Origin of the sequence: Trichlorobacter thiogenes, from assembly GCF_900167465.1 — a bacterium.
Taxonomy (GTDB): domain Bacteria; phylum Desulfobacterota; class Desulfuromonadia; order Geobacterales; family Pseudopelobacteraceae; genus Trichlorobacter; species Trichlorobacter thiogenes.
The window spans coordinates 1-23,480 of sequence record NZ_FUWR01000022.1 but is presented as its reverse complement, the minus strand read 5'-3'; the positions used below and the strand labels follow the sequence as shown (position 1 = coordinate 23,480).

Here is a 23,480-nt window from a genome sequence, read left to right as displayed (position 1 = left end):
TGACAAGCGCAATTTACCGTGCAATAAAGATATAATTCTGAAATACAGGTGAATATGATCAACTTGCTCTTCATATCAAACAGTCCGCGAGCAGAACTGTTGCGGGTGCATTTTCAGCAAATGCTCAAGATTCGCATTGATGTGGTTGAAGATTTTGACCATGGTCTGAAAGATGTCTTTGAGAAACGCCCGGTTGCAGTCTGTATTCAGGAACAGATTACCGGGATAACCGGTGAAAGTGTTGCCAGGCACATTCAACTGTTGTTGGGTAACGGTGCCCCCGGTTTTGTGCTGATGCATGAAGGTAATGCCAAGGCCAAGCCAGTGCCGGGTCTCTTCAGTTATCTGGTTGATCTTAATGCTCCCTTTGAAGTTGTTTGTGAAGCCTTGCGCAAGGCCCTGCAGGCGCTGTTGGGCGATCAATGGGATATGGTCTACAGCGCACCACCCGAGGCAGAGTCTCCCCAGATTGAATTAGCAGCAACTTCACTCCTTGCTGATCAATTGGTTGATGAATTAATTGAGGAAGGTTTCGTGGTTGCCCCCCCACAGAATTCCAAGCCAGCTCAGGTTGACGATCAGACGGTTAAGCCGGTAGAAGGTATGGTGGTTGAGCATGATCTGCCGGGTGGGCCAGTGGCAGAACCACATGCGGCCAAAACTGTTTCTGATGTCCCCGTTGTTTCTGCTGCTTCTGATGCATTGGAAGCACCTGTGCCACGAGATCCGTTAATGGCTGGCAAACAGCCCCCTGCCTTTCTGCAACAACCTGTGCTTGAGCGGCCTGTACGTCCAGTTGTGCAACAACAAGCCCCAACGGTTGTGCCACCAGTTCCTGAGCAGATAAAAACTTCAGAAGATGCTACGGTACCGGTGGAAGAATTACTGTCTGTATTTGAAGAAAAATACCGTAGTCGGAAGCGTTTGGTCAGAGGTGCTGTGAGCGTCCTGGTACTTTTGTTGGTGGGGACATTGCTGTTCTGGATGAAGCAACGCGGAACCTTTGATGGCCGGACAGGTGATGTTGTTAAACAAAACCTGCCAACAAGGTTGCCGCAGCCAACAGGGGTGCAACCTCAGATAAGTGCTGTTAGAACACCTGCGCCGATCCCTCAGGCCGTTACACAAAAAGCTGATGCGCTGCCATCCTTTATCTCTCAGGCAAAACCAGATCCCCTCTTTTCCAGTAAGAAGCCGGGCTGGTCCCGCTATCAATCAGTGAGCCGTGACTATCGCCTGTTTCATGCCGATGGCCGGTTGCGTGCAGTTCAGATAATTGCTGTTAAAGACAGTCGTATTCCAGTATCAGAGCTTAAACAGGTGTTGCGTGATCTGACCGGCAAAGATCAGTATCAGTCAGGTCGTCAGGAACACAAGAGGGGAGTCTGGCTGGAGCGGGCAACGCTTCCTGGTCAGGCGGATCTATTGATCTATCGTTCAGCTTCAAACGGTCCGATTAAGGCCGTTGTGTTTGCGCCTACGCCATGAGGTTTTTCATTGATATGATTAGTGTACTACGTCGCTCTATTGTCTCTCCTCTACTTTTTCTGGCTGTTGCAGCTCTGTTTCTTCCGTCCACCAGTAGTGCCATAGACGCCCGTTTTGAGCTTGATCCAGCTCAGGTGAAAATGGAATCTGGGGTTTCTGCGAGTCGCAGTAACAGTAAACATAAGCGCACTGGTAGGTCACACCGTTCAGCCAAGAAGCATCAGACGGGAATGGCATTGCATAAAAGTCCTCTTGAGCAGCCAGCGTCCACACTCCAACTGGCCTCCTACAGCGCCGATGCGAGTGCTGTTCAAAATGTACAAAAAATCCGCTCCTTTTGGAATACCCTGGTGCCCTCAGGTGAGACAGCATTGCCAGCATTATCCTTTAAGTCGGACACCTTTGAACTGGCAATTGATCCGGCACGCTATCCCCTGCTGAAGGCAGCTGATGGTGGTATGATTTTGCTGGATAAAGATGCCTCCCTGCCCCCTCTGGTGAGGACATTGCTTCAGGAAAAGGATTCTAAAATTCGAGTAGTCACTGCTTCTCCGTCAGATGCCCGTCGTTTTTTAGGGGCGCTACTTGGGGCTGCTGGTTTTTACTCTGTTGAAGAACAACCGCTCATGACCTTTGGCACAGATCCTCAGTTGAAGGTAAGAAGTGATTTTAAGGTTGAGCGTAGTGCCGATAGTGTTATGAATAATGAGGTTATGCTGGTCAATGCCTCTCAGCAGGGGATTCCGATTCGCTTGGCTGAATATCTGAAAACGCAGGGGTTAAAGGTGTCCGAGCCCTTTGCTGATCAAGTGCATGCCGCTGTTCCGTTGCGTCACCGTGTTGTACGGGCGGCTCCGCAGGGCCAAGGGCAGGCAGTGGATCTTGTATTGGAGACACTGGCTGTGCCTGTAGAGCGAAACCGCCGGGTTGAATTGTTCAAGGCTGCAGAAACCGGCGTTGGACTTTCTGTTGCTGCTGATCGCTATTTTGAACATGGCGGAAAACGTTATGTGGTGACCAGATTTACCGGTGATCCGATTGCCTATACCCTGTTCCGTCTATTGGAAACCAAGGGATATCGTGTGGTCATTCTGGAGCCGCAAGATTCCTTTAAGACGGCTGCTGGCAAACTTTTGTCACGCATGGATCTTCCCTCAAGCTATGCCTCACACCTGCTTTTAGCGGATCCAGCAGGAAGATACTCGTTTGAAATGTCTGGTTTCATGCTTGAAAACGCAACAGCTGGCGGCGGGGCTGTGATGCTGACGGATCGCCCAATTGAGAATGCCATGCGAGATCTGCTCTACGATCACGGCTATCAGGTGCAGGAGCGTTAGGGGCGAGATGATTACCAAACGTCTTGGAGAATTGCTGATAGAGCAAGGGTTAATCAGCCAGGAACAGTTGGATGAAGCCCTTGATATGCAGAAGATGTTTCCTGATCAGACGGTTGGTCAGCTCCTGTGCCGTTTGGGGTATATTCGGGAAAGCGATCTTTCGCTGGTACTGGACCAGAAAAACAAGCGGCGCAAGCTGGCAGATATTATGTTGAAAGAGGGGCTCCTTGATCAACAGAAGCTTTCTCAGGCCCGAGAATTAAGTCGTCAGAATGATATTCCGCTTGAACGGGCACTACTAAAGTTACGTTTTGTTGATGAAGAACAGCTGGCTCGTTCAGTTGCTGCCCAGTATGACCTTCCTTATGTTGAAATCAACTCCCTCTCACTGGATCCAGGCCTGGCTCGTTACATAAGTTCCGTCTACGCCCAGAAACACTTGCTAGTGCCGATCTCAATGATCGGTAATACCTTGACGCTGGCCATGGCGCAACCTTTACGGCACCATGACATCAGGCAGCTTGAGGATAGTATCCGCCTCAAAATTATTTCAGTAATAGCCTCTGAGGCCAGCGTATTGCGTGCGCTTAAATCACTTTATCGGGTTGACCTGTCATCCAGCACTAGTGCGATGGATGAGGTGAATCTTGATCTGGTACCTGACAGCATTTCGGAACTTTTGAATAAAACCTCGGCCGTTGATGAGCCAGAGGTTGAAGAGGAAGTTCGTAAGGTAACGGAAAAAGACTCCGTTATTGTCAAGCTGGTTAATAAAATTATTTACGATGCCTATATGAAGAAGGCCTCTGATATTCATATTGAACCTTATCCAGGCAAGCGGGATGTAACCGTGCGGATCAGGATTGACGGGCAGTGCATTGTTTATCAGAAAATACCGTACAAGTATAAGTTTGCCATCCCTTCGCGGATCAAAATTATGGCAGATCTGGATATTGCAGATCGCCGGAGACCGCAGGATGGTAAGGTCGATTTTAAAAAGTTTGGTCCATTGGATATAGAGTTGCGTGTTGCTACCATGCCAACCGTTGGGCAGCTTGAGGATGTGGTTATACGTGTTCTTACCAGTGGGGATCCTGTTTCATTTGAACGTTTGGGGCTTACGGACAGGAATCGCCAGGTCTTTGAACGCTGTCTTCAGAGCCCTTATGGGCTCGTGTTGGTTGTCGGTCCCACCGGATCTGGTAAAACAACCACGTTACACTCAGGGCTTGCTACGATAAACTCGTCGAATCGCAAGATCTGGACAGCTGAAGATCCGGTTGAAATTAGCCAGATCGGCTTACGCCAAGTACAGATTAACCCTAAGATAGGTTTTACGTTTGCTGCTGCTTTGCGTTCTTTTCTTCGCCTAGACCCAGATGTGATCATGGTGGGAGAGATGCGGGATGAAGAAACTGCAGGGATCGCCGTGGAAGCGTCTCTAACCGGTCACCTGGTTTTTTCAACCCTGCATACCAACTCGGCCCCCGAAACTGTTACAAGGCTGCTGGAGATGGGGCTGGATCCCTACAGTTTTTCTGATTCACTTCTGTGTGTATTGGCGCAACGTTTGGCCCGCCGTCTTTGCTCAGCTTGCAAGGAAACCTATACACCAGATCAGGCTGAGTTGGATGAATTGATAGAAGAGTATGGCCGAGACGCATTTGTAGAAACTGGTATTGATCCGTCCAGTATAACGTTAGCCCATGCACATGGCTGTGAGCAGTGTGGTCAGTCTGGTTATCACGGCCGTCTGGGTATACATGAAGTACTGGATGCAACTGATCATCTTAAATATCTGGTCAAGCGCCGGGCCGATACGGACGATATTCGTACTCAGGCTGTCCAGGATGGTATGACCAGCCTGAAACAGGATGGAATATTAAAAGTTTTTCAGGGGTTGACCGATATTCATGAGGTTAGGAGAGTTTGCATAAAATAATTTTATGGATTGAAATGTGCATTATATTGTGGCTAGCAAATTGAAAGATACCTTATATGGTATCATTTTTTTTATTTATATATAATTTTATAAAACTTGTTGACAAAGAATAAAAACGCGCTAAATAGAAGATAGTCAGTTAAAGCGTGGGAAACTTATGAAAACACCAAATAAAGTTAAAAAGCTAAGAGAAAAAATGCTCATGAGCAAGTCAGAACTTGCACGCAAGGCTGGTATTTCAACTGTTACAGTTGACAGGATTGAGCGTGGAGAAAGTTGTCGCGTAGAAACAATGCGCAAGATTATTTTGGCTCTCGGTTATACGCTGGAAGACCGTGATAAGGTTTTTCAAGAACAGGGATGACAGGTGCGGGTCATGTTTGGATTATTTAATAAGAAAAAGGACCTTATAGGCATCGATATCGGCTCCAGTTCTGTTAAGCTGGTGCAGTTGTGGCCGACTAAGGATGGCTATCAGTTGTTAAACGCTGCAGTTATGCCGCTTCCTCCGGAGGCCATTGTTGATAATAGCCTTATGGATACTGCAGCAGTCGTTGAGGCTGTGAAAAATCTTGTAGGTAGCCTTGGGATTAAAACCCGAGATGTCGCTTGTTCTATCTCGGGAAATGCCGTTATTATTCGAAAGATTTCTTTGCCATCGATGACCTCAGAGGAACTTGAGGACCAGATCAGCTGGGAAGCAGAGCAATACATCCCATTTGACATCAAGGATGTGCATATTGACTTTCAGATTTTGGGACCAGACCCGCTTGACCCTTCAAAGGTGCTGGTTTTGTTGGTTGCCAGTAAAAAAGATATTATTAATGACTATGTCTCTGTGTTTAATGATGCCGGCCTGAATTTAAGTGTGATGGATGTTGATGCATTTGCTGTTCAGAACTCCTTTGAGTTGAATGCAGAAATAAACGATGAAGTGCGGGCATTGGTCAATGTGGGCGCCGGTGTGATGAATATCAATGTGATAAAGGGGGAGACGTCTCTTTTTACACGCGATGTTCAAATGGGTGGTAATCAATACACAGAGGAAATTCAAAAACAACTCGGTGTTAGTGCCCATGAAGCAGAAACCATGAAAATGTTGGCCATTCAACAACAGAGTGGTCCATTGGTGGATGTAATAAGTCGAGTGAATGAAACATTGTCTCAAGAGATCCGGCGTTCTGTTGATTTTTATAATTCAACAGCATCTGGAGAAGAAAGAATTGTTCGTATCAGTATGTCTGGTGGTTGCTCAAAAATGTCAGGTTTGAAAGAGGCCGTCGCTGCAAAGCTTGGAGTGGATGTTGAATTGCTTAATCCATTTGATCGGATTAAGTTCAACGAGAAGGATTTTGATCCTGAGTACCTTCAGGAGATCGCACCCCTTATGGCCGTTGGCGTGGGGCTTGCTATACGGAGGGTTGGGGATAAATGATCAGAATAAACTTACTCCCGGTTCGTGCCGCTAAAAAGAAGGAAACTGCGCTTCAACAGTTATTTCTCGCAGGTTCTGCTATTCTTATTGTTTTAGCTGTCGTTGTTGCCCTGTGGCTTGTTAAGTTAGGCCAGATATCAGGGACACAGAATGATATCAATGCGGCCAATGCAAAAATAAGTGAACTTAAAGCTAAAATTGGAAAGCTTGACGAAATAAAAAAGCTTAAAGATGAGGTCAAAAAGAAGCTTGATGTTCTTTCCGAGTTAAGAAAAAACAAGACGGGCCCTGCAACACGCCTGGCAACTCTCAGCGATGTCACGCCAGATCAACTTTGGATAGAGTCCTATAAAGAAGCTGGTGGTGATATTAAAATAAGTGGCATGGCATATAATGAAGAATTAATAGCACAGTTCATAAGAGCTTTAGAGTCATCTCCAGAGTATGAAAAAGTTGAATTGGTTGTGTCAGAACAAAAAGATGTTAGTGGTATCAAGCTGAAGCATTTTGATATAACTTTTAAAATTGAAGCACCTAAGAATAATGTAGCGCCATCTGCTAAATAAGTTTATCAACGACTAAGTAAGGGTGCGAGCTATGGATCCCAGTGTAGAAAAGATACTGAAACTACCTAATAAACAAAAAATAGGAATTCTTGTCGCAGTGCTAGTGATTGAAGCTGTAGCTTTGATGTACTTTCTTTATCTTCCTAAGCGTAAGGTGCTGATTGATTTAAAAGCAAAGCATCAAACCCTTCAGGCTGAAGTAGAAGAAAAAACAAAAATAGCTAACAATCTTCCTAAAATACAAAAAGAGTATAACGATCTAAATTTTGAGTTAGAAAAGGCTTTGACGGAATTGCCTAACTCAAAAGAAATACCTTCATTGCTGACTAGTATTACTGCAATTGGCAAAAGTGCCGGTCTTGACTTTCTTTTGTTTAAGCCAAAACCAGAAGTAGTCAAAGATTTTTATGCAGATGTGCCGGTTGATATTACTGTATCAGGCTCATATTATAGCGTTGCTAACTTTTTTGCTGCCGTTGCTAATCTTCCAAGGATTGTTAATATTACCAATGTTGATTTTGTTGAGGTTAAAAGTGTTAATAACCGTATGATGGCCAAGGTAAATTGTCTTGCCACAACCTTTAGATTCCTTGGCAAGGAAGAGATCAAGAATGACAAGAAAAAACCCCAAAAATAGTCGTCACGTTGCTGGCTCGGTGTCTGTTTTACTGGCAGCCTTGATGCTTTTGCAATTAGGTTGTAAAAAAACACCACCGCCGCCAGCAGCGCCACCGCCAACCGCAGTGAGTCTGCCTAAAATTGTTGTGCAGAAGTCTATAAGCACAGTAAAAATGGCACCTATTCAGAGGAACCAACTTGATTTTAGTGCCAAGAAGGATCCGTTCAAACCTTTTGTTGCCTTGAGGGTGGCGACATCCGCTGAACAAGGTAAGTCTAAGCGCGACATTAAGCCACTTCTGCCAATTCATTCTTTTGATGTTTCACAGTTTCGTTTGATTGGAACCATCTCTGATCCCAAGGGTAACAAGGCTATGGTTGTTGATCCTTCAGGTAAGGGTTATGTGTTAAAGGTAGGTATGACGATTGGCAAAAATGAAGGTAAAATTACCCGAATTGATACTTCAGGTGTTGACGTTGTTGAACAGTTTAATGATGACAACAACAAAATACGCAAAGAGTCAATCCGAATTCCCTTGCTGCGGAAACCGTAAGGAGTGTTCCCGATGAAATGTATTGTTAAAGTTAAACCTGTTTTTGCAATTTTCTTGAGTGCAGCTTTACTTACTGGCTTTGTGACTGGAGTAGAGAAGGTATCTGCTGAATCAGCACAAACTAGTTCTACACCTGTGGTAATCCAGTCAGTACAGACTCAGGGGGATGGGGCTTCTACAGAACTCGTTATTGTTTCTTCTGTACCTGCTACGTACACGAGTTATAAGACATCCTCGCCGCATCGTTTGGTGGTTGACTTTTCCCAAGCAATTCCAGTAGATTCTCTCTCAAGCCTTGATTTTAATAAGGGAGCTATAAAAACTGTAACACTGAGGCGTTTTGATACTGATGCCGGTGTGCTTACACGTATGGAAATATTTTTATCTCAGGACATTGAACCGGTTATTACTCCAACGAGTGGTAAAGTCGGCGAGCTTAGAATAGGTTTTCCTGGATTTAAGCCTGCAGTTGTAGATGCACCTGTTAAAGACGGCTCATCCAAAACAGTGCAAATTGATACGGTTCCTCCAGTTGAACAACATAAAGCTGATCCTCCTAAAGAGTCAACTCAAACTACATCCAGTACTAGTAATGTTGCTGTGATATCAGGTGTACAAGCTCGTGGTGATTCTATCGAAATTCTTTCGCAGTATCCGATTGGAGAATACAAAGTTTTCAGACTGAATAAGCCTGAAAGAGTCGTAGTTGATCTACTAAACGCTAAAGTATCGATGACCGGCAAACTGGTACAGTTGAATGTGTCAGGGGTGTCAACGGCGCGTGTTGGTAGTTATCCAGATAAAGTAAGAGTAGTTTTTGATTCAATTAACGGAATCTTGCCAGAGGCTACCTTTAACAAAACAGATGCAGGTCTTGCTGTCAGGTTTGGAGTTTTAGATGATAAGACTTCTAGCGTGGCATTACCAGGCCCACAAACGGATAAGTTGTCTACTCATCCGGCGGTATCTACTAAAACAGATGTCGAAAATTCAGGCAACACTGCACAAGCTGCTACACAGGTTGCTGCCATTGATTTTCAGGTGGTTGGCGACGTAAGTCGGGTAGCAATAAAACTTAACGGCTCTCCTATTGTAGAGTCACCAGTTAAGTCTTCAGGTGTTATCTCTTTTAAGGTAAAAAATGTCCAGTTGCCCCATAATTTACAACGATCTCTTGATGTACATGAGTTTACATCACCGATACTGCGAGTTACACCAGTGCAGGTTAAAACAAAAAGCAGCACTGATGTACTTGTGCGTATTAGTTTGAAAGTTGACGCTTCGTTTGAACTTCGTCGTGAAACAGATGTTATCTATCTTGATATTAAGCACCCTGTAACAATGCAAAAAACTGTAGAGCAGGTTAAATCAACAGCAACTCAGAAGGCGTCTGTTTCAGGGGGTGTAACACCCTCTGTTGATGATCAGTTGGTAAAGGTTGGAGATTCAGTGCCTGTTGTAGGCAAAACCAAGTATACAGGTCGTAAAGTTACGCTTGAGTTTGCAGATGCGGAAGTGCGTAAAATATTTCAACTTCTTTCGGAAGTAAGTAATAAGAATTTTGTCCTTGGTGATGAAGTGACTGGTGCCATTAGCGTAAAACTGGTAAATGTACCCTGGGATCAGGCTCTTAATGTTATAATGGATACTAAAGGTCTAGATAAACGTGAAGAAGGTAATATTATTTTGATCCGTGCCAAGGGCAAGTTTAAGTCAGTGATTGATGAAGAGTTGGAAGTTCGTAAGGCGACACTTAAGTCTGAGCCACTTGATACTAAAATATTTGAAGTAAACTATGCTGACTTAGCCGGAATAGTTACACAGTTTGCCGCACTAAAAACTGAGCGCGGAGTGATTACATCTGATGCTCGTACTAATAAGGTGATTGTTAAGGATGTAAAAAATTCACTGACTGATATGGGTAAAATTCTGAAAGACCTTGATGTGCCTGAAAAACAAGTTATGATTGAAGCTAGAATTATTGAAGCTTCATCTGATTTTTCGCGATCGTTAGGTGTGAGTTGGAGCGTTGATAAAGAGTTGAACTCTAAAAGGCTTGTACAAAGTGTTGATTCTGTCTTTGGAGGTATTACTAATACACCTGGAACATCTGCGATAGGTAGTACAACAGGAGCCGCAGATATAACTTTTGGAACAATAGGTGCAAACGTTAAATTATCAATGCGTTTGAATGCTGCTGCAAAAGCCGGACTGATACGTATTATATCTTCACCTAAGGTTGCAACTCTTAATAATAAATCAGCCAAAATTACTCAAGGCAAACAAATTCCCTATGTTTCAGCAACTTCGGATAAAGTTGAAACTAAATTTGTTGAAGCTGCTTTATCTCTTGAGGTTACACCACATATTAATAATAATGGAACAATAGTTTTGAAGGTAGATGCAAAAAACGATGCTCCTGACACAACCTCTACTTCAACAACTCCACCTATTAACAAGAAGCAAGCAACCACAGAAATGTTATTGAAAGATGGTGAAACAACTGTGATAGGTGGTATTTTTGTTGATAGCGAAACAGAGGGAGAGGAAGGAATTCCTTGGCTTATGGATGTGCCTATTTTAGGTAATATATTTAAATCTACAAGTTATTCAAAAAGTAAAAGTGAGCTGTTAATCTTTATTACACCACGTATTTTAAATAGTTCGATTTAATAGACGAGCTGACAAACAACTACGCCACTCATATCTATGGGTGGCGTAGTTGTTTAAATATATTTTTGTTTGTTTAATTATTCATCTGGTTTTATGCGCATAACTTGATGTACCCCAGACATATTTAGAATAACTTTCTCTTCAAGTGTGTGTGTATCACCAATTACACCAATAATAGTGCGATCCGCACCGGTTGATTGGTGGAAGTCAAAACCATTATTTACCAGATACTCCTTGATCTGGTCTAAAGCTTCTTCTGAGGCTTTTTTCTTTGTAATAATTAGCATTCTTCCTGCTCCTCCTGTTGCGTCATGATCCTTTCAAGTCTTCTAGATTCATCAATTACCCGTTCAAACAGACGTATAATTGCCCCGTCATCTAAAGGGCCTGGATTGTCATCCTTCATCCGTGCAAAAATCCGTTTTTCACGTGAGGGGTCGTAAACCGGGAGATCAAGCAGCTTTTTATGGTGCCCGATTTCCAGGGCTAAGCGGGCACGTTCGTTAAAAATTCTGAGTAAGACATCATCTAGCAGGTCTATGCGCAGTCTTATTTCATTGATATCCACTGATGCCTCACTAAAATTGTTTTTTTAGTTTCGTATCTTTTCTGCCGTTAACATCATCTCGTTCCGGGTAATCGATGGTGTAGTGCAGCCCGCGGGATTCCTTGCGTTGTTGGGCACAACCAATGATCAGTTCTGCTACGTTGGCCAGGTTACGAAGTTCAATTAGGTCAGAGGTAATAATGAAGTTCCAATAGTACTCTTCAATTTCTGCCTGAATAAGTTTAATTCGACGCATGGCTCGTTCAAGGCGCTTGGTGGAGCGTACAATGCCAACATAGTTCCACATAAAGCGTCTGATCTCATCCCAGTTTTGAGAGACTACAACCATTTCGTCACTGTTGGTGGCCGTGCCTGAATCCCATTCGGGGAGAGTGGCAGGTTTTGTAGCAGGTTTTGTGGTTAAGGCATCAATGGCATGTTTTGCAGCATTGCTTGCGTATACCGCTGCTTCCAGCAATGAGTTGCTGGCAAGCCGATTGCCACCGTGCAAACCGGTAAAGGCAACTTCACCAATGGCGTACAGTCCACGCAGGTCTGTTTGACCGTGGGTGTTTACCTGTACGCCGCCACAGAGGTAGTGGGCTGCAGGAACAACCGGTAGCCAGTCTTTGGTCATATCCAGTCCATATTCCATGCAGGTCTGATAAATATTGGGGAACCTGTTTCTGACTACATCAGCTGGTTCGTGGGTGATATCCAGATAAACGCAGTCGTCGCCATAGGTCTTCATTTCATTGTCAATGGCGCGAGCAACAATATCACGGGGGGCAAGATCTTTCAGGTGATGGTATTTTTCCATAAAGGCGGTACCGTCACGGCGTCTTAAGATTGCACCTTCCCCCCGAACTGCTTCAGATATTAAAAAGGATTTTGCATTAGGGTGGAAGAGGGTGGTGGGGTGGAACTGCATAAATTCCATGTTGGTAACGGTAGCACCGGCTCGATAGGCCATGGCAACTCCGTCGCCTGATGCGACATCGGGGTTGCAGGTGTAGAGGTATACCTTGCCGGCGCCACCGCTGGCAAGCAGGGTTGCACCGGCTGAAAAGGTCTTGACGCACTTGTTGTTAATATCGAGTACGTAGGCACCCAGGCAGCAGTTGTCACTGACCGGCTGTCTGGCCAGTTTCGCGCAGGTGAGCAGATCAATGGCTATATGATCTTCAAAGACCTGAATGTTAGGGTTTTGTCTGACTGCTTCCACCAGAGCCCGTTCGATTTCACGTCCGGTTATGTCTTCAGCATGCAAAATACGGCGGGCACTATGACCACCTTCTCGGGTCAGGTCGTATTCATCGCCTTTGGTGGTGGTGGTGAATTTAACTCCCCATTCAATCAGGTTCCTTATGGTTTGGGGGCCTTCTTCAACCACCATTCGTACGACATCTTCATGGCAGATGCCTGCACCGGCAACTAATGTATCTTCGACGTGGGCGTCAAAAGAGTCTTCGCTGGAAAAGACCGAGGCAATCCCTCCCTGAGCATAACGGGTGGCTGATTCAGCTATTTCTCGTTTGGTAACAACTGAAACAGTGCCGTGTGCAGCAGCCTGAAGCGCAAAGGAAAGACCGGCAATACCACTGCCGATAACAAGAAAATCACTTTCAATGATCATGGGATGCTCCCGTGATGATAGTGTATACAGATGAATTTGCAATTATTGAACCTTGGGGATGGATTTGTCAAGGCATCAGGGTTGTTTCAGGGCTGTTTTTGTGCCATATACTGGAACTATGCGTACTATTACAACAAATGATTTTTCTCATCCCCTTGCTGATCGATCGGTAGTTACCATCGGCAATTTTGACGGTGTACATCGTGGGCACCGTGAGATTTTTCGACAGGTCACCGCCCGTGCCAATGAGTTATCTGCAACTTCAGTAGTTGTGACCTTTAGTCCCCATCCCTTACGGGTCCTCCGCCCTGATGACCGTCGCTTCTGTTTGATTACCACTGATGACCAGAAACGTGAACTGATTGGCGAGAGTGATATTGATCTGCTGCTGGTGATTCCTTTTACAAAAGAATTTTCTGCCTTGTCAGCAGACCTCTTTGTACGACAAATTCTGCATGCCTGTCTTGGTCTCTGTTATCTGGTGATTGGTCATGACTATGCCTTTGGCAGAGGTCGTGAGGGCAATGAGCCGTTTCTGGTGCAGATGGGGCAGGAGCTTGGTTTTGAAGTGCAATCACTGGATCCGGTGGGGGATGCTGGTGTTTTGTTTAGCAGCAGTGCAGTCCGGCGGTTAGTAACAAACGGTGCGGTTGCTGAGGCGTTACAGATACTGGGACGGTGTCACTGCGTTTCTGGTCAGGTTATACATGGACGTGAAATCGGGCGATCACTTGGGTTTCCAACGGCAAATATTAGTACCCATAATGAATTGATTCCTGGCGATGGTGTGTATGCAGTCTGGGTTTCGGTTCTGGATCAGCTTATTATGGGGGCCTGCAGTGTCGGGGTAAATCCTACGTTTGGTGGAGGGCAGCATACTATTGAGGTGTTCCTGTTTGACTTCAGTGCGGATTTGTACGGTCATGACGTGGTGATTCATTTTGTTGATAAGCTGCGAGATGTTACCAGATTTTCTGACAAAACTGCGCTGATGTCACAAATTACAACGGACGTAGCAACAGCCCGTCGGATTCTTGCTTCAGGCCTTCCTGTGGAGTTTCAGCAATGAAGCACTCCAGATTGTTGTTTTGGGTGGGGATTGGTATTAGCATACTGTTGCTGCTGTTGCTGCTGCGCAAAATCGATTTTCACTCTTTAGTTGTTGCGTTACAGCAACTTGATCTGCGTTATCTAGCCGCCGCAGTTTTTTTTACGTTTGTCAGTTACTGGTTACGTGCTGTGCGTTGGCGTTATCTACTGCTGCATGAACGTCCTTTGCCTCTTTCGTCTCTGTATGCTGCAGTGCTTATAGGGTATATGGCAAATAACCTCTTTCCCGCACGTTTGGGGGAGTTTATCCGGGCCTGGGTCCTTGCTGAACGGGAAAAACTGCAGGCACCGGCGGTATTTGCCTCTCTGGTAATTGATCGGCTTTTCGACGGCTTTAGTGTGATGGTCATGCTTGCAGTGGTGCTGCTGACCCTGCAACTACCGCCAGGAATGGAACAGTCAGCCTCCCTGCTACGTGCAGGTGGTACAACTATGCTGCTATTTTATGCAGGGGTGGTGCTGTTTCTGGTGCTTTTAAAACTGCGTCCTGTTGCCGCTCTGTCTCTGCTTGCCCGTCTACTCAAGCCATTTCCTGCTTCGATTGCTGAGAAGGCTATCCCACTTGCAGGATCGTTCCTGGGGGGGCTGCGTTTTTCCTATGGGGGGCGTAACCTGCTTGGCATTTTGCTAAGTTCTTTTCTGATCTGGATGAGTGCAACTCTGCCGATTTACCTTGTTTTACTTGGTTTTGGCATTCATCTACCGTTGACCGCATCATTCTTTATTATGGTTTTGCTGGTGTTCGCCGTTATGGTTCCTGCAGCCCCCGGCTATATCGGCACCTACCATCTCGCCTGCTATACCGGGCTTGCAGCCTTTGGTCTTCCCGATACTCAGGCAATAAGTATTGCCTTGGTAGTGCATGGGGTCGGTTTCTTTCCGGTTATCCTTGGTGGCTTATATCAGGCATGGTCCTTGGGGATGTCTTTGGGAAAAATGCGTGAACAGGCTACAATGTCAGGCAAGCAGTAATGAAGCGGAATATCACACCCTATTCTGATGTCTGGTCAGTACTGGCCTTTTTGCTGCCCTTTGGACTGTATCTTGGCTGTCTGGCACCAACCATTACTTTTTATGACAGCGGTGAGTTTGTTACTGCAGTGCATTTTTTAGGATCTGCCCATTCTCCAGGTTATCCTTTGTTTCTGCTTTTTGCCAAACCGTTTACCTGGCTGCCATTTGGTAACATAGCCTTTAGAGTCAACCTTGCAACAGCTACTTCAGCTGCCTTGGCCTGCCTTGCCACCTACCATCTTGTCATAGTGCTGTTACGTGAAACCATTTTTTGTGATGATATTAGTTTTTCTGAGTTTGCAAAAAAACTTGCGGCATTGTCCGGTGCCTTTATCTTTGCGGTTTCGCCCCGGCTCTGGTTGCAGAGTAATCATGATAAACCCTATCCTTTACTAGCCTTTATAAGCGCAATCATGCTGTTGCTACTCATGCGTTGGCGCGAAGCCTTTAAAGAGGGGGATGAACAACCAGCTTGGTGGTATGGGACGGCTTTTCTGGCAGGTCTGGCTACTGGTGCCCATCAGACTATTGTGTTGTTGCTGCCTGGTTTCCTGCTGTTTGTGCTGGTAACAGCGCCACAATCCATTCGCCGGGCACGTGAATGGATTGTGGCTGCCGGTATGTTACTACTAGGTGGGGCTGTACAACTCTATCTGCCGTTACGGGCTGCTGCTGAAACCCGCCAAAACTGGGGGGGGCCTGATGGATTTTCCCGCTTCCTCTGGCATCTGTTGCGGCGGGGATATCCTGAAGATCCTCACAGCCGGGATTTGAGCTTGTTTCTGAAGCAGCTTGCCGCCTTTAATCTCCCCCATGAAGTCGGCTGGGTTGGTCTGCTGTTTGTCTTGGTTGGTTTGTGGGCATGCTGGCAAATTCAACGGGCATTTTTTGTGTATCTATTGGTCTGCCTGGCTTCATTTTGGCTGATTATTGCCGGATATTTCAATCCTCAAGTAGAATCTATTTTTTTGACCGAGGAGTTCTATACACCTCTCTACCTCCTGTCTGCAGTGCTTGTTGCCATTGGTCTGTTTGCTGTGGCAACCAAGGGGGCAGTAGCGGCGCAGAAGCCGGAACAGTATGGTCTGGTGCATCGTGTTGTGCTGACATTATTCTTTTTTCTTATTCCGGTGGTGCAACTGGTAAGTAATCTACCAGTCCAGAATCAGCGTCTAAATTATTTGGCACAGGACTATGCTAAAAACACCCTGTGTCCTCTACCAGAGGATGCTTTGTTATTTACTTGGGGCGACAGCGGTGCTTTTCCGCTCTGGTACCTGCAGGGGGTAGAACGGTTCAGGGAGGATCTGGATCTGGCCCACATACCTCATCTGGTGTTTCCCTGGTATCAACATGAACTACCCCGCCTTGCACAGGCATTTAAGGGCGAATCAGGCATTTTATCTGCTGAGCTTATCTTTGCCCATCTGGTTGAAAAGTTGCACCATCAGCGTCCGGTTCTCATGGATTTTTCCACGCGCTATTCTCTTGACTGGAGTAAACATCAACCGCCTCAACAGGGGATGGTGTACTGGCTATCAGAAGCTGTTGCCGGACAACAGGACGAGGGGGCGGTCTGGAAGATGTACGTCTTGCACCGGCTTACCCCAAAGGGGTGGCAGCCAGATGCTGATTCTCAAAAAGCCTTGATTATTCATGCCTATTGTCTTTTGCAGTCTGCAGAGGATCTAGCGCGACGTGGTCATGTCAAGGAGGCGGGGCGATTACTGTTGCTGACAGGAAACATTATGCCTGAATGGCAAGAAAATTTGAAACAGATGCGGAGACGCTATGCCATCCCCGCTGCAGCAGGAGGAGCTGATGAACGATAAATCAGTCATAACCGGGAAGACCAGGATCTATGGGATTCTCGGTTGTCCGGTGACCCATTCTCTTTCACCGGTGATGCAGAACGCCGCACTGCACGAGGCTGCAGTTGATGCGATCTATGTTCCCTTCTGTGTTGAACCTGATCAGCTTTCAGCTGCCTTGTCTGGGCTGCGTGCTTTAGGCGTCTGTGGTTTTAACGTTACCATTCCTCACAAAACGGTGATCATGCCTTTGCTTGATAAGCTGGCTCCTTCAGCTGTGCAGGCCGGGGCGGTAAATACGGTTGTCAATCAGGGAGGGCAGCTGATTGGTCATAACACGGATGGTGATGGCTTGGTTCGTTCGTTAGTAAAGGACCTTAACTGTGATGTTGGCGGGAGTAAGGTTGTTCTGGTGGGGGCAGGGGGAGCCGCTCGGGGCGCATTGGTGGCCCTTTGTCGCGCCGGTGTAAAGTCGGTTGTGGTACTTAATCGTACGGTGGCTGTTGCAGAGGGTCTTATTGGTTCGTTCCGTTCTTCTTTTCCGCAGATTATGTTGCACGGAACTGCACTGGATGGTCAGTCCGGGCAATTGGTGTCAGATGCTGATCTGCTTATCAATGCTACTTCGCTGGGGATGGCAGGTGAAAAAATTGATGGTCTGACACTTGCACTTCTGCCGGACCATGCTAAGGTATATGATATGGTTTATAATCCTCCCCTAACGCCACTACTATTGGATGCAAGAAATCGTGGGTTGCAGGCTGCTAACGGCCTGGGTATGCTGGTTGCTCAGGGAGAGTTGGCCTTTTCGCTCTGGCATGGTATTGCCCCTGCAAATGATATCATGCAGAAGGCTTTAAGCGCTTTTTTCAATGCAGCAAAGGCTTGACAGTATTTGACGTCGACCGCTACTATTCGTACGTTAAATACATTTTTTATTATATCTTGTTGATTGGAGTGTCATGCAGACGAGCCGCCTTGGCGATATTCTGGTTAAAAACAATATCATTACCAGTGAACAGCTGACAGCAGCACTGCAGGAACAGAAAATGTCCGGCGGGCAGAGTAAGCTTGGATCTATCCTGGTCAAGCAAGGTCTGGTCAAAGAGCCGGATCTAGTGTCATTTCTATCTCGCCAATATGGCGTTCCCACAATCTGTTTGGCTGATTATGATATCGACCCGGCTGTTATTAAAATCATCCCTCCTGAAGTCGTCCAAAAATATAACCTGATACCGGTCAACCGGGCTGGCTCAACCCTGATTGTTGCGGTAAGCGATCCATCCAATCTGTTTGCCATTGAAGATATCAAGTTTATGACCAGTTACAATGTCGAGATGGTGGTAACTGGCGAGTCTGATATCAAGGGAGCCATTGACAAGTATTACGATCAGTCTGCTTCTCTCGCGGATGTAATGGATAACCTGGATATGGAGGATCTGGAGCTGGTGGACACTGAGGAGGAGGTGGATGTCTCCTCCCTTGAGCGAGCCACTGAGGATGCTCCGGTTGTTAAGCTGGTTAACCTGATCTTGATGGATGCCATTAAGAAAAAAGCCAGTGATATTCATATTGAACCTTACGAAAAAACCTTCAGGGTGCGTTACAGGATTGACGGCGTTCTGTATGAAGTAATGAAGCCTCCGATGAAGTTGAAAAATGCCATCACCTCCCGGATCAAGATTATGGCAGAGCTGGATATTGCCGAGCGGCGTCTACCTCAGGATGGCCGGATCAAGATCAAGCTCGGTGGCGGCAGGGATATGGATTATCGTGTGTCGTGTCTTCCAACTCTGTTTGGAGAAAAGATAGTCCTGCGTCTTTTGGATAAGAGCAACCTGCAAACAGACCTGACCAAGCTGGGGTATGAACCAGAGGCTCTGGCTCACTTTAAACGCGAAATTCACAAGCCATTCGGCATGGTTCTGGTAACCGGCCCCACCGGTTCAGGCAAGACGGTTTCACTCTATTCTGCCCTGGCGGAACTCAACAAGGTAACAGAGAATATTTCCACAGCTGAAGATCCGGTGGAGTTTAACTTTGCCGGGATTAATCAGGTGCAGATGCATGAGGATATTGGTCTTAACTTTGCTGCAGCCTTGCGTTCGTTTCTGCGCCAGGACCCTGACATCATCATGATCGGTGAGATCCGGGATTTTGAAACCGCCGAAATTGCCGTCAAGGCAGCTCTGACCGGTCACCTGGTGCTTTCAACCCTGCATACCAATGACGCCCCGGCAACTATCAACCGTCTGTTGAATATGGGTATTGAGCCGTTTCTGGTTGCCTCTGCGGTTAACCTGATTACCGCCCAGCGTCTGGCCCGCCGTGTCTGTAGTGAGTGTAAGGAAAAAGAAGAAATTCCGGTTCAGGCCTTGATTGACGCAGGTGTTCCCTCTGATGAAGCGTCCGAATATACCTGTTACCGTGGTAGAGGTTGCCCCAACTGTAATAATACCGGTTACAAGGGACGGGTTGGTTTCTATCAGGTTATGCCGATGCTTGAGCCGATCCGGGAATTGATTCTCAATGGTGCCAATACCGCTGAGATCAAGCGTGAATCAATGCGGCTTGGGATCAAGACCATGCGCCAGTCTGGTCTTACCAAGGTAAAAGAAGGGGTTACATCCCTTGAAGAGGTTTTAAGGGTAACGGTTTCTGACGATTAAGGAGTTACTTTAATGGCAAATTTACATGAACTGCTGAAAACCCTGGTTGAAGCCGGGGGGTCTGACCTGCATATCACCACCAATACGCCGCCCCAGATTCGGGTGGATGGTAAATTGTGTCCGCTTGACTTGCCTCCCTTGAATGCGGTGGAAACCAAGCAGCTCTGCTATTCGGTATTGACAGACTCTCAGAAGCATAAGTTTGAGGAGGAAAGCGAGCTTGATCTTTCGTTTGGGGTCAAGGGGTTGTCCCGTTTTCGGGGCAATGTTTTTGTCCAGCGTGGGGCTGTAGCAGGGGTTTTTCGGGTTATACCCTATAAGATAATGACATTTGAAGAACTGGGGTTGCCACCAGTGGTAAAGGATCTGGCAGAAAAACCCCGCGGCCTGATTCTGGTAACCGGGCCTACCGGTAGTGGGAAATCAACCACCCTTGCTTCGATTATTGACTTTATTAACATCAATCGTAAAGAACATATCGTTACCATTGAAGACCCCATTGAATACCTTCATCCCCACAAAGGTTGTCTGGTAAATCAACGTGAGGTGGGGTCTGATACAAAAGGATTTAAATGCGCACTTAAATATGTCCTGCGCCAGGATCCAGACGTGGTCTTGGTGGGGGAATTACGGGATCTTGAGACCATTGAAGCAGCTCTGACTCTGTCAGAAACGGGACACCTTTGTCTGGCCACCTTGCATACAAACTCCTGCGCCCAGACCATTAACCGGATTGTGGATGTTTTCCCACCATACCAGCAACCCCAGATTCGCGCCCAGCTCTCTTTTGTGATGGAGGGGGTTGTTTCCCAGACATTGATCCCAAAGATCGGTGGTGGTAGGACTATGGGGTTGGAGATAATGGTGCCGAATCCGGCTATTAGAAACCTGATCAGGGAAGACAAGGTACACCAGATTTATTCACAGATGCAGGTCGGGCAGGAAAAGTTTGGAATGCTGACCATGAATCAGTCGCTCTACTCTTTATACACCCGAAGGTTAATTACCCTTGATGATGCTATGGGGCGTTCTTCAGATCCTGATGAACTACGTCAGATGATCAATAATCCTGCGATGGGAATGCGTCAACAACCCCGTAGATAACCCTTGATACACTTTTGAAGGAGGAACAGCATGCCAATGTTTACATGGGAAGGTAAAACCCGCACCGGTGCAGCCCAAAAAGGTGTTACTGATGCCCTGGATGCTGCATCAGTTGAAGCTCAGCTTAAAAAAGCCGGGTTACAGAATATTGTCGTAAAGGCGCAGTCAAAAGGTATTCAGATCAAGATGCCCAGTTTTGGCGGCGGCAAGATTGACACCAAGGATCTGGTTATCTTTACCCGCCAGTTTGCCACCATGATTGATTCTGGTCTACCGTTGGTGCAGTGTCTGGATATTCTCTCATCACAACAGGAAAAGCCAGCCTTCAAAGAGATTTTGTTAAGGGTTAAGGAAAGTGTTGAAAGTGGTTCTACCTTTGCCGATGCACTGGCTAGACATCCCAAGGCCTTTGACCAGTTGTATGTCAACCTGGTGGCTGCCGGTGAGATCGGCGGTATTCTGGATACCATCCTTAATCGTCTGGCAGCCTATATTGAAAAGGCGATGAAGTTGAAGAAGCAGATTAAGGGGGCAATGGTCTATCCAACCACCATTATGTCAATTGCGGTAATTGTCGTTGGCGTTATTCTGGTGTTTGTTATCCCTACCTTTGCTAAGATGTTTGCTGATTTTGGTGGTGAACTGCCTGGTCCGACTAAGTTTGTTATTGGGCTTTCCAACTTTTTGTTAAAGTATATAATTTTAATCATTATTGGTTTTTTTGTAATGGTCGCGGCAATTAAGAAGTATTATGCCACCCCTGGCGGGCAGAAAAAGATGGATGCCTTGTTCTTAAAAGCCCCTATCGCAGGCCCGCTGATCCGTAAGGTGTCAGTGGCCAAGTTTACCCGTACTCTGGGCACCATGGTCAGTTCCGGTGTGCCGATTATGGATGGTCTGGAGATCGTTGCTAAAACCGCCGGCAACAAGATTGTAGAAGAAGCAATATATGGGGTTCGCCAGGCCATTTCTGAAGGTAAGACCATGGCTGAACCGCTTCAATCCTGTGGTATTTTCCCACCCATGGTGGTGCAGATGATTGCAGTTGGTGAGGCTACCGGTGCAATGGATGCCATGTTAAACAAGATTGCTGATTTCTATGATGATGAGGTTGATGATGCGGTCTCTGCCATGACTGCCATGATGGAGCCGTTGTTGATGGTTTTTCTAGGGACAGTGGTTGGTGGACTGGTTGTTGCCATGTATCTGCCGATCTTTAAACTGGCAGGTGCTGTTGGCGGGTAAGTAATGAAAACTGAGCGCCGTCTAAGGCTCTTTATCTTTGTCAGAATTGTGGTAGTTTCCCTCTTTCTGGCATCAACTATCATCCTGAAATTAAGCGATGCTGAAGCCATCAGTGATATCCAGTTTCGGGGTGTCATTGAACTTCTGGTCCTCGCTTGTTGCGTTTCTGTTGTCTCCCTGGTGGCTTTACGCCGCCAGGGCTGGCTGCTTCCCCTTACCCGCCTGCAAATTATCTGGGATATCCTGTTTGTCACCTTGCTCTTGATGTTGACAGACGGCATTGCCAGCCCATACTCATTTCTCTATTTGCTGGCCATAATGAGTGCCGGTATGCTGTTGAATCGGCAGCAGGCATTATATACTGCTGCACTTTGCCTTATTCTGTACGGGGCAATGGTTGACCTGCAATATTTTGGTCTGTTGAAGGAGATCGGCCTCAGTTCTGATGCTGCCCAACAGAGGGGAAATGTGGTTGTTTTTTACACCATTTTCTTGCATCTGGTGGGGTTTGTTTTGGCTGCGATCATGGGCAGTCACCTGGCTGAACGGGCCAGATTGACAGAGGTAAACTATGAAGAACTAAAGCAACTTCATAGTACGATTGTCGAAAATCTCGAAAGTGGCTTGTTGACCATTACCCGGGATGGTCTGATCAGGGTGTTTAACCCCTATGTAGAGAGAATTACCGGTATGAGCCAGATTCATGCCTATGGGCGCCCGATCAGTGCCGTGTTTCCTGCATTGATGGCAGATGGAGTCGCTCTTGAACAACAGATGCAGGGAGAGTTTTACTATCGTCCAACAACGGGTACCCCTGTGACTATCGGCTATGCCACTGTACCGTTCAAAAATCTTAAGGGTGATACAGCAGGTTTGATTGTAACACTCAAGGATCTGACCGGTTTTAAACAGATGGAGCTGGCCCTGAAACGGTCTGATCGTCTGGCAGCACTGGGCGAGCTGTCAGCCCGTATGGCCCATGAAATCCGTAACCCTCTAGCTGCCATCAGTGGTTCGGTTCAACTGTTGTCAGAACATGGTAGCTTACGTGACCATGAATCCAGGCTGCTCGCTATTGTCTTGCGGGAATCAGACCGACTGAATGGCCTGATCACTGATTTTCTGGCCTATGCCCGTCCAACCCCTCCACGTTTTGAACGCTTCAATCTCTATCATCTGGTAAGGGATTTACAGGCCTTGCTGGTGGCTGATAACCGTTTTGACAAGGTTAGGCTTGTACTGGATCTGTCTGAGGACCTTACCGCCTGGGCTGATCGTGGTCAGTTGCAGCAGGTGCTGTTAAATTTATTGCACAACGCGGCAGAGGCGATGCCGGATGGTGGTGAAATTATAATATCAGCAGATTTGCAGTCAGGGATTGATGATGCAGACAGTGCATTTGCCATGCTTTGTCTGAAAGTCATGACCACCGGCAGAGCCGGTGGCTTGAGGAAAGCCCCTAAAAGGGGCTAAGGGTTTTGGGTGAAGTCCAACTCCTCTTGTTTGTCCAGATGTTCTTGATCTCTTACATACGCCCGGATCATTTCTTCATCCAGGCCGATAGTGCTGGCACAGTAACCACGTGACCAAAAGTGCCGACCGATAAAACCTTTCTTGACCCCTTCGGCCTTACGGTGAATATGAATTGCCGACTTGCCTTTCAAATACCCTATCACCATCGAAACACTGTACTTCGGTGGAATACTCAACACCAGATGGATGTGGTCAGGC

21 protein-coding genes are annotated in these 23,480 nt (G+C 46.5%); 17 read left to right on the top strand and 4 right to left on the bottom strand.

The annotated features are described in order from the left end of the window. Window positions 1-120: 120 nt before the first annotated feature. The 9 genes from B5D39_RS14610 (at window position 121) to B5D39_RS14570 (ending at window position 10,613) form a co-directional block, all read left to right on the top strand. On the top strand, window positions 121-1,488 hold the full coding sequence (locus B5D39_RS14610; RefSeq protein ID WP_139366793.1) for a hypothetical protein: 1,368 nt from the start codon (window positions 121-123) through the stop codon (window positions 1,486-1,488). Window positions 1,489-1,718: 230 nt separating this feature from the next. Next, window positions 1,719-2,825, top strand: a complete 1,107-nt coding sequence (locus B5D39_RS14605; protein WP_078791201.1) for a hypothetical protein — start codon at window positions 1,719-1,721, stop codon at window positions 2,823-2,825. A gap of 7 nt (window positions 2,826-2,832) precedes the next feature. Continuing rightward, a complete protein-coding gene (locus B5D39_RS14600) occupies window positions 2,833-4,767 on the top strand; it encodes an ATPase, T2SS/T4P/T4SS family (protein ID WP_078791200.1) in 1,935 nt (644 codons plus the stop codon). Between the two features lie 157 nt (window positions 4,768-4,924). Continuing rightward, entirely contained in the window at window positions 4,925-5,131 is a 207-nt protein-coding gene (locus tag B5D39_RS14595) for a helix-turn-helix transcriptional regulator (RefSeq protein WP_078791198.1), read from the top strand. Window positions 5,132-5,143: 12 nt separating this feature from the next. Next, the gene (gene pilM, locus B5D39_RS14590) at window positions 5,144-6,202 is read left to right on the top strand and encodes a type IV pilus biogenesis protein PilM (RefSeq protein WP_078791196.1); all 1,059 of its coding nucleotides are present in this window, start codon (window positions 5,144-5,146) and stop codon (window positions 6,200-6,202) included. Then, entirely contained in the window at window positions 6,199-6,768 is a 570-nt protein-coding gene (locus B5D39_RS14585) for a PilN domain-containing protein (RefSeq protein ID WP_078791194.1), read from the top strand. The genes pilM and B5D39_RS14585 overlap by 4 nt, the downstream gene beginning before the upstream one ends. A 31-nt stretch (window positions 6,769-6,799) precedes the next feature. Beyond that, complete coding sequence (locus B5D39_RS14580) at window positions 6,800-7,405, top strand: type IV pilus inner membrane component PilO (RefSeq protein WP_078791192.1); 606 nt, start codon at window positions 6,800-6,802, stop codon at window positions 7,403-7,405. Continuing rightward, window positions 7,380-7,940 (top strand): pilus assembly protein PilP, encoded by a 561-nt coding sequence (locus tag B5D39_RS14575; protein WP_078791190.1) that lies wholly within the window; start codon window positions 7,380-7,382, stop codon window positions 7,938-7,940. Before B5D39_RS14580 ends, B5D39_RS14575 begins: the two co-directional genes overlap by 26 nt. 12 nt (window positions 7,941-7,952) lie before the next feature. Continuing rightward, complete coding sequence (locus tag B5D39_RS14570) at window positions 7,953-10,613, top strand: type IV pilus secretin PilQ (protein ID WP_078791188.1); 2,661 nt, start codon at window positions 7,953-7,955, stop codon at window positions 10,611-10,613. 77 nt (window positions 10,614-10,690) lie between these two features. On the opposite strand, the gene B5D39_RS14565 is transcribed toward B5D39_RS14570, so the two are convergent. The 3 genes from B5D39_RS14565 to nadB are packed head-to-tail and all read right to left on the bottom strand — an operon-like array spanning window position 10,691 to window position 12,796. Then, the gene (locus B5D39_RS14565; protein WP_078791187.1) at window positions 10,691-10,900 is read right to left on the bottom strand and encodes a hypothetical protein; all 210 of its coding nucleotides are present in this window, start codon (window positions 10,898-10,900) and stop codon (window positions 10,691-10,693) included. Next, the gene (locus tag B5D39_RS14560; protein WP_078791185.1) at window positions 10,894-11,181 is read right to left on the bottom strand and encodes a chorismate mutase; all 288 of its coding nucleotides are present in this window, start codon (window positions 11,179-11,181) and stop codon (window positions 10,894-10,896) included. Before B5D39_RS14560 ends, B5D39_RS14565 begins: the two co-directional genes overlap by 7 nt. Before the next feature lie 10 nt (window positions 11,182-11,191). After that, window positions 11,192-12,796, bottom strand: coding sequence for an L-aspartate oxidase (gene nadB, locus B5D39_RS14555; protein ID WP_078791183.1), 1,605 nt, complete (start codon window positions 12,794-12,796; stop codon window positions 11,192-11,194). Between the two features lie 118 nt (window positions 12,797-12,914). Between nadB and B5D39_RS14550 the strand changes: the two genes are divergently transcribed. From B5D39_RS14550 to B5D39_RS14515, 8 genes are all read left to right on the top strand, one after another. Beyond that, complete coding sequence (locus B5D39_RS14550) at window positions 12,915-13,865, top strand: bifunctional riboflavin kinase/FAD synthetase (protein ID WP_078791182.1); 951 nt, start codon at window positions 12,915-12,917, stop codon at window positions 13,863-13,865. After that, window positions 13,862-14,878 carry a lysylphosphatidylglycerol synthase transmembrane domain-containing protein gene (locus B5D39_RS14545; protein ID WP_078791181.1) on the top strand — a complete coding sequence of 339 codons (1,017 nt, stop codon included), beginning with the start codon at window positions 13,862-13,864 and terminating at the stop codon, window positions 14,876-14,878. Before B5D39_RS14550 ends, B5D39_RS14545 begins: the two co-directional genes overlap by 4 nt. Next, window positions 14,878-16,752, top strand: coding sequence for a glycosyltransferase family 117 protein (locus B5D39_RS14540; RefSeq protein ID WP_078791179.1), 1,875 nt, complete (start codon window positions 14,878-14,880; stop codon window positions 16,750-16,752). The genes B5D39_RS14545 and B5D39_RS14540 overlap by 1 nt, the downstream gene beginning before the upstream one ends. After that, entirely contained in the window at window positions 16,742-17,620 is an 879-nt protein-coding gene (gene aroE / locus B5D39_RS14535) for a shikimate dehydrogenase (RefSeq protein ID WP_078791177.1), read from the top strand. The genes B5D39_RS14540 and aroE overlap by 11 nt, the downstream gene beginning before the upstream one ends. Window positions 17,621-17,693: 73 nt before the next feature. Further along, window positions 17,694-19,400 (top strand): type IV-A pilus assembly ATPase PilB, encoded by a 1,707-nt coding sequence (gene pilB, locus B5D39_RS14530; protein WP_078791175.1) that lies wholly within the window; start codon window positions 17,694-17,696, stop codon window positions 19,398-19,400. A gap of 12 nt (window positions 19,401-19,412) precedes the next feature. Next, window positions 19,413-20,504: a type IV pilus twitching motility protein PilT gene (locus tag B5D39_RS14525; protein WP_078791173.1), complete on the top strand. Its 1,092-nt coding sequence runs from the start codon at window positions 19,413-19,415 to the stop codon at window positions 20,502-20,504. Between the two features lie 30 nt (window positions 20,505-20,534). Further along, window positions 20,535-21,749: a type II secretion system F family protein gene (locus B5D39_RS14520; RefSeq protein ID WP_078791172.1), complete on the top strand. Its 1,215-nt coding sequence runs from the start codon at window positions 20,535-20,537 to the stop codon at window positions 21,747-21,749. A 3-nt stretch (window positions 21,750-21,752) separates the two neighbouring features. After that, window positions 21,753-23,222: a two-component system sensor histidine kinase NtrB gene (locus B5D39_RS14515; protein WP_078791171.1), complete on the top strand. Its 1,470-nt coding sequence runs from the start codon at window positions 21,753-21,755 to the stop codon at window positions 23,220-23,222. Here B5D39_RS14515 and tnpA read toward each other — a convergent pair. Next, on the bottom strand, window positions 23,219-23,480 hold a 262-nt coding region (gene tnpA / locus B5D39_RS14510; RefSeq protein ID WP_139366746.1), incomplete at its 5' end, for an IS200/IS605 family transposase. The genes B5D39_RS14515 and tnpA overlap by 4 nt on opposite strands.

Bases quoted from the DNA above. Each gene is read 5' to 3' on its own strand.
- B5D39_RS14600 (WP_078791200.1), top strand. From the start codon at position 2,833: ATGATTACCAAACGTCTTGGAGAATTGCTGATAGAGCAAGGGTTAATC.
- B5D39_RS14610 (WP_139366793.1), top strand. From the start codon at position 121: ATGCTCAAGATTCGCATTGATGTGGTTGAAGATTTTGACCATGGTCTG.
- aroE (WP_078791177.1), top strand. From the start codon at position 16,742: ATGAACGATAAATCAGTCATAACCGGGAAGACCAGGATCTATGGGATT.
- B5D39_RS14595 (WP_078791198.1), top strand. From the start codon at position 4,925: ATGAAAACACCAAATAAAGTTAAAAAGCTAAGAGAAAAAATGCTCATG.
- B5D39_RS14575 (WP_078791190.1), top strand. From the start codon at position 7,380: ATGACAAGAAAAAACCCCAAAAATAGTCGTCACGTTGCTGGCTCGGTG.
- pilB (WP_078791175.1), top strand. From the start codon at position 17,694: ATGCAGACGAGCCGCCTTGGCGATATTCTGGTTAAAAACAATATCATT.
- nadB (WP_078791183.1), bottom strand. From the start codon at position 12,796: ATGATCATTGAAAGTGATTTTCTTGTTATCGGCAGTGGTATTGCCGGT.
- B5D39_RS14520 (WP_078791172.1), top strand. From the start codon at position 20,535: ATGCCAATGTTTACATGGGAAGGTAAAACCCGCACCGGTGCAGCCCAA.
- B5D39_RS14580 (WP_078791192.1), top strand. From the start codon at position 6,800: ATGGATCCCAGTGTAGAAAAGATACTGAAACTACCTAATAAACAAAAA.
- B5D39_RS14565 (WP_078791187.1), bottom strand. From the start codon at position 10,900: ATGCTAATTATTACAAAGAAAAAAGCCTCAGAAGAAGCTTTAGACCAG.
- B5D39_RS14585 (WP_078791194.1), top strand. From the start codon at position 6,199: ATGATCAGAATAAACTTACTCCCGGTTCGTGCCGCTAAAAAGAAGGAA.
- B5D39_RS14550 (WP_078791182.1), top strand. From the start codon at position 12,915: ATGCGTACTATTACAACAAATGATTTTTCTCATCCCCTTGCTGATCGA.
- B5D39_RS14545 (WP_078791181.1), top strand. From the start codon at position 13,862: ATGAAGCACTCCAGATTGTTGTTTTGGGTGGGGATTGGTATTAGCATA.
- pilM (WP_078791196.1), top strand. From the start codon at position 5,144: ATGTTTGGATTATTTAATAAGAAAAAGGACCTTATAGGCATCGATATC.
- B5D39_RS14605 (WP_078791201.1), top strand. From the start codon at position 1,719: ATGGCATTGCATAAAAGTCCTCTTGAGCAGCCAGCGTCCACACTCCAA.
- B5D39_RS14540 (WP_078791179.1), top strand. From the start codon at position 14,878: ATGAAGCGGAATATCACACCCTATTCTGATGTCTGGTCAGTACTGGCC.
- B5D39_RS14525 (WP_078791173.1), top strand. From the start codon at position 19,413: ATGGCAAATTTACATGAACTGCTGAAAACCCTGGTTGAAGCCGGGGGG.
- B5D39_RS14570 (WP_078791188.1), top strand. From the start codon at position 7,953: ATGAAATGTATTGTTAAAGTTAAACCTGTTTTTGCAATTTTCTTGAGT.
- B5D39_RS14515 (WP_078791171.1), top strand. From the start codon at position 21,753: ATGAAAACTGAGCGCCGTCTAAGGCTCTTTATCTTTGTCAGAATTGTG.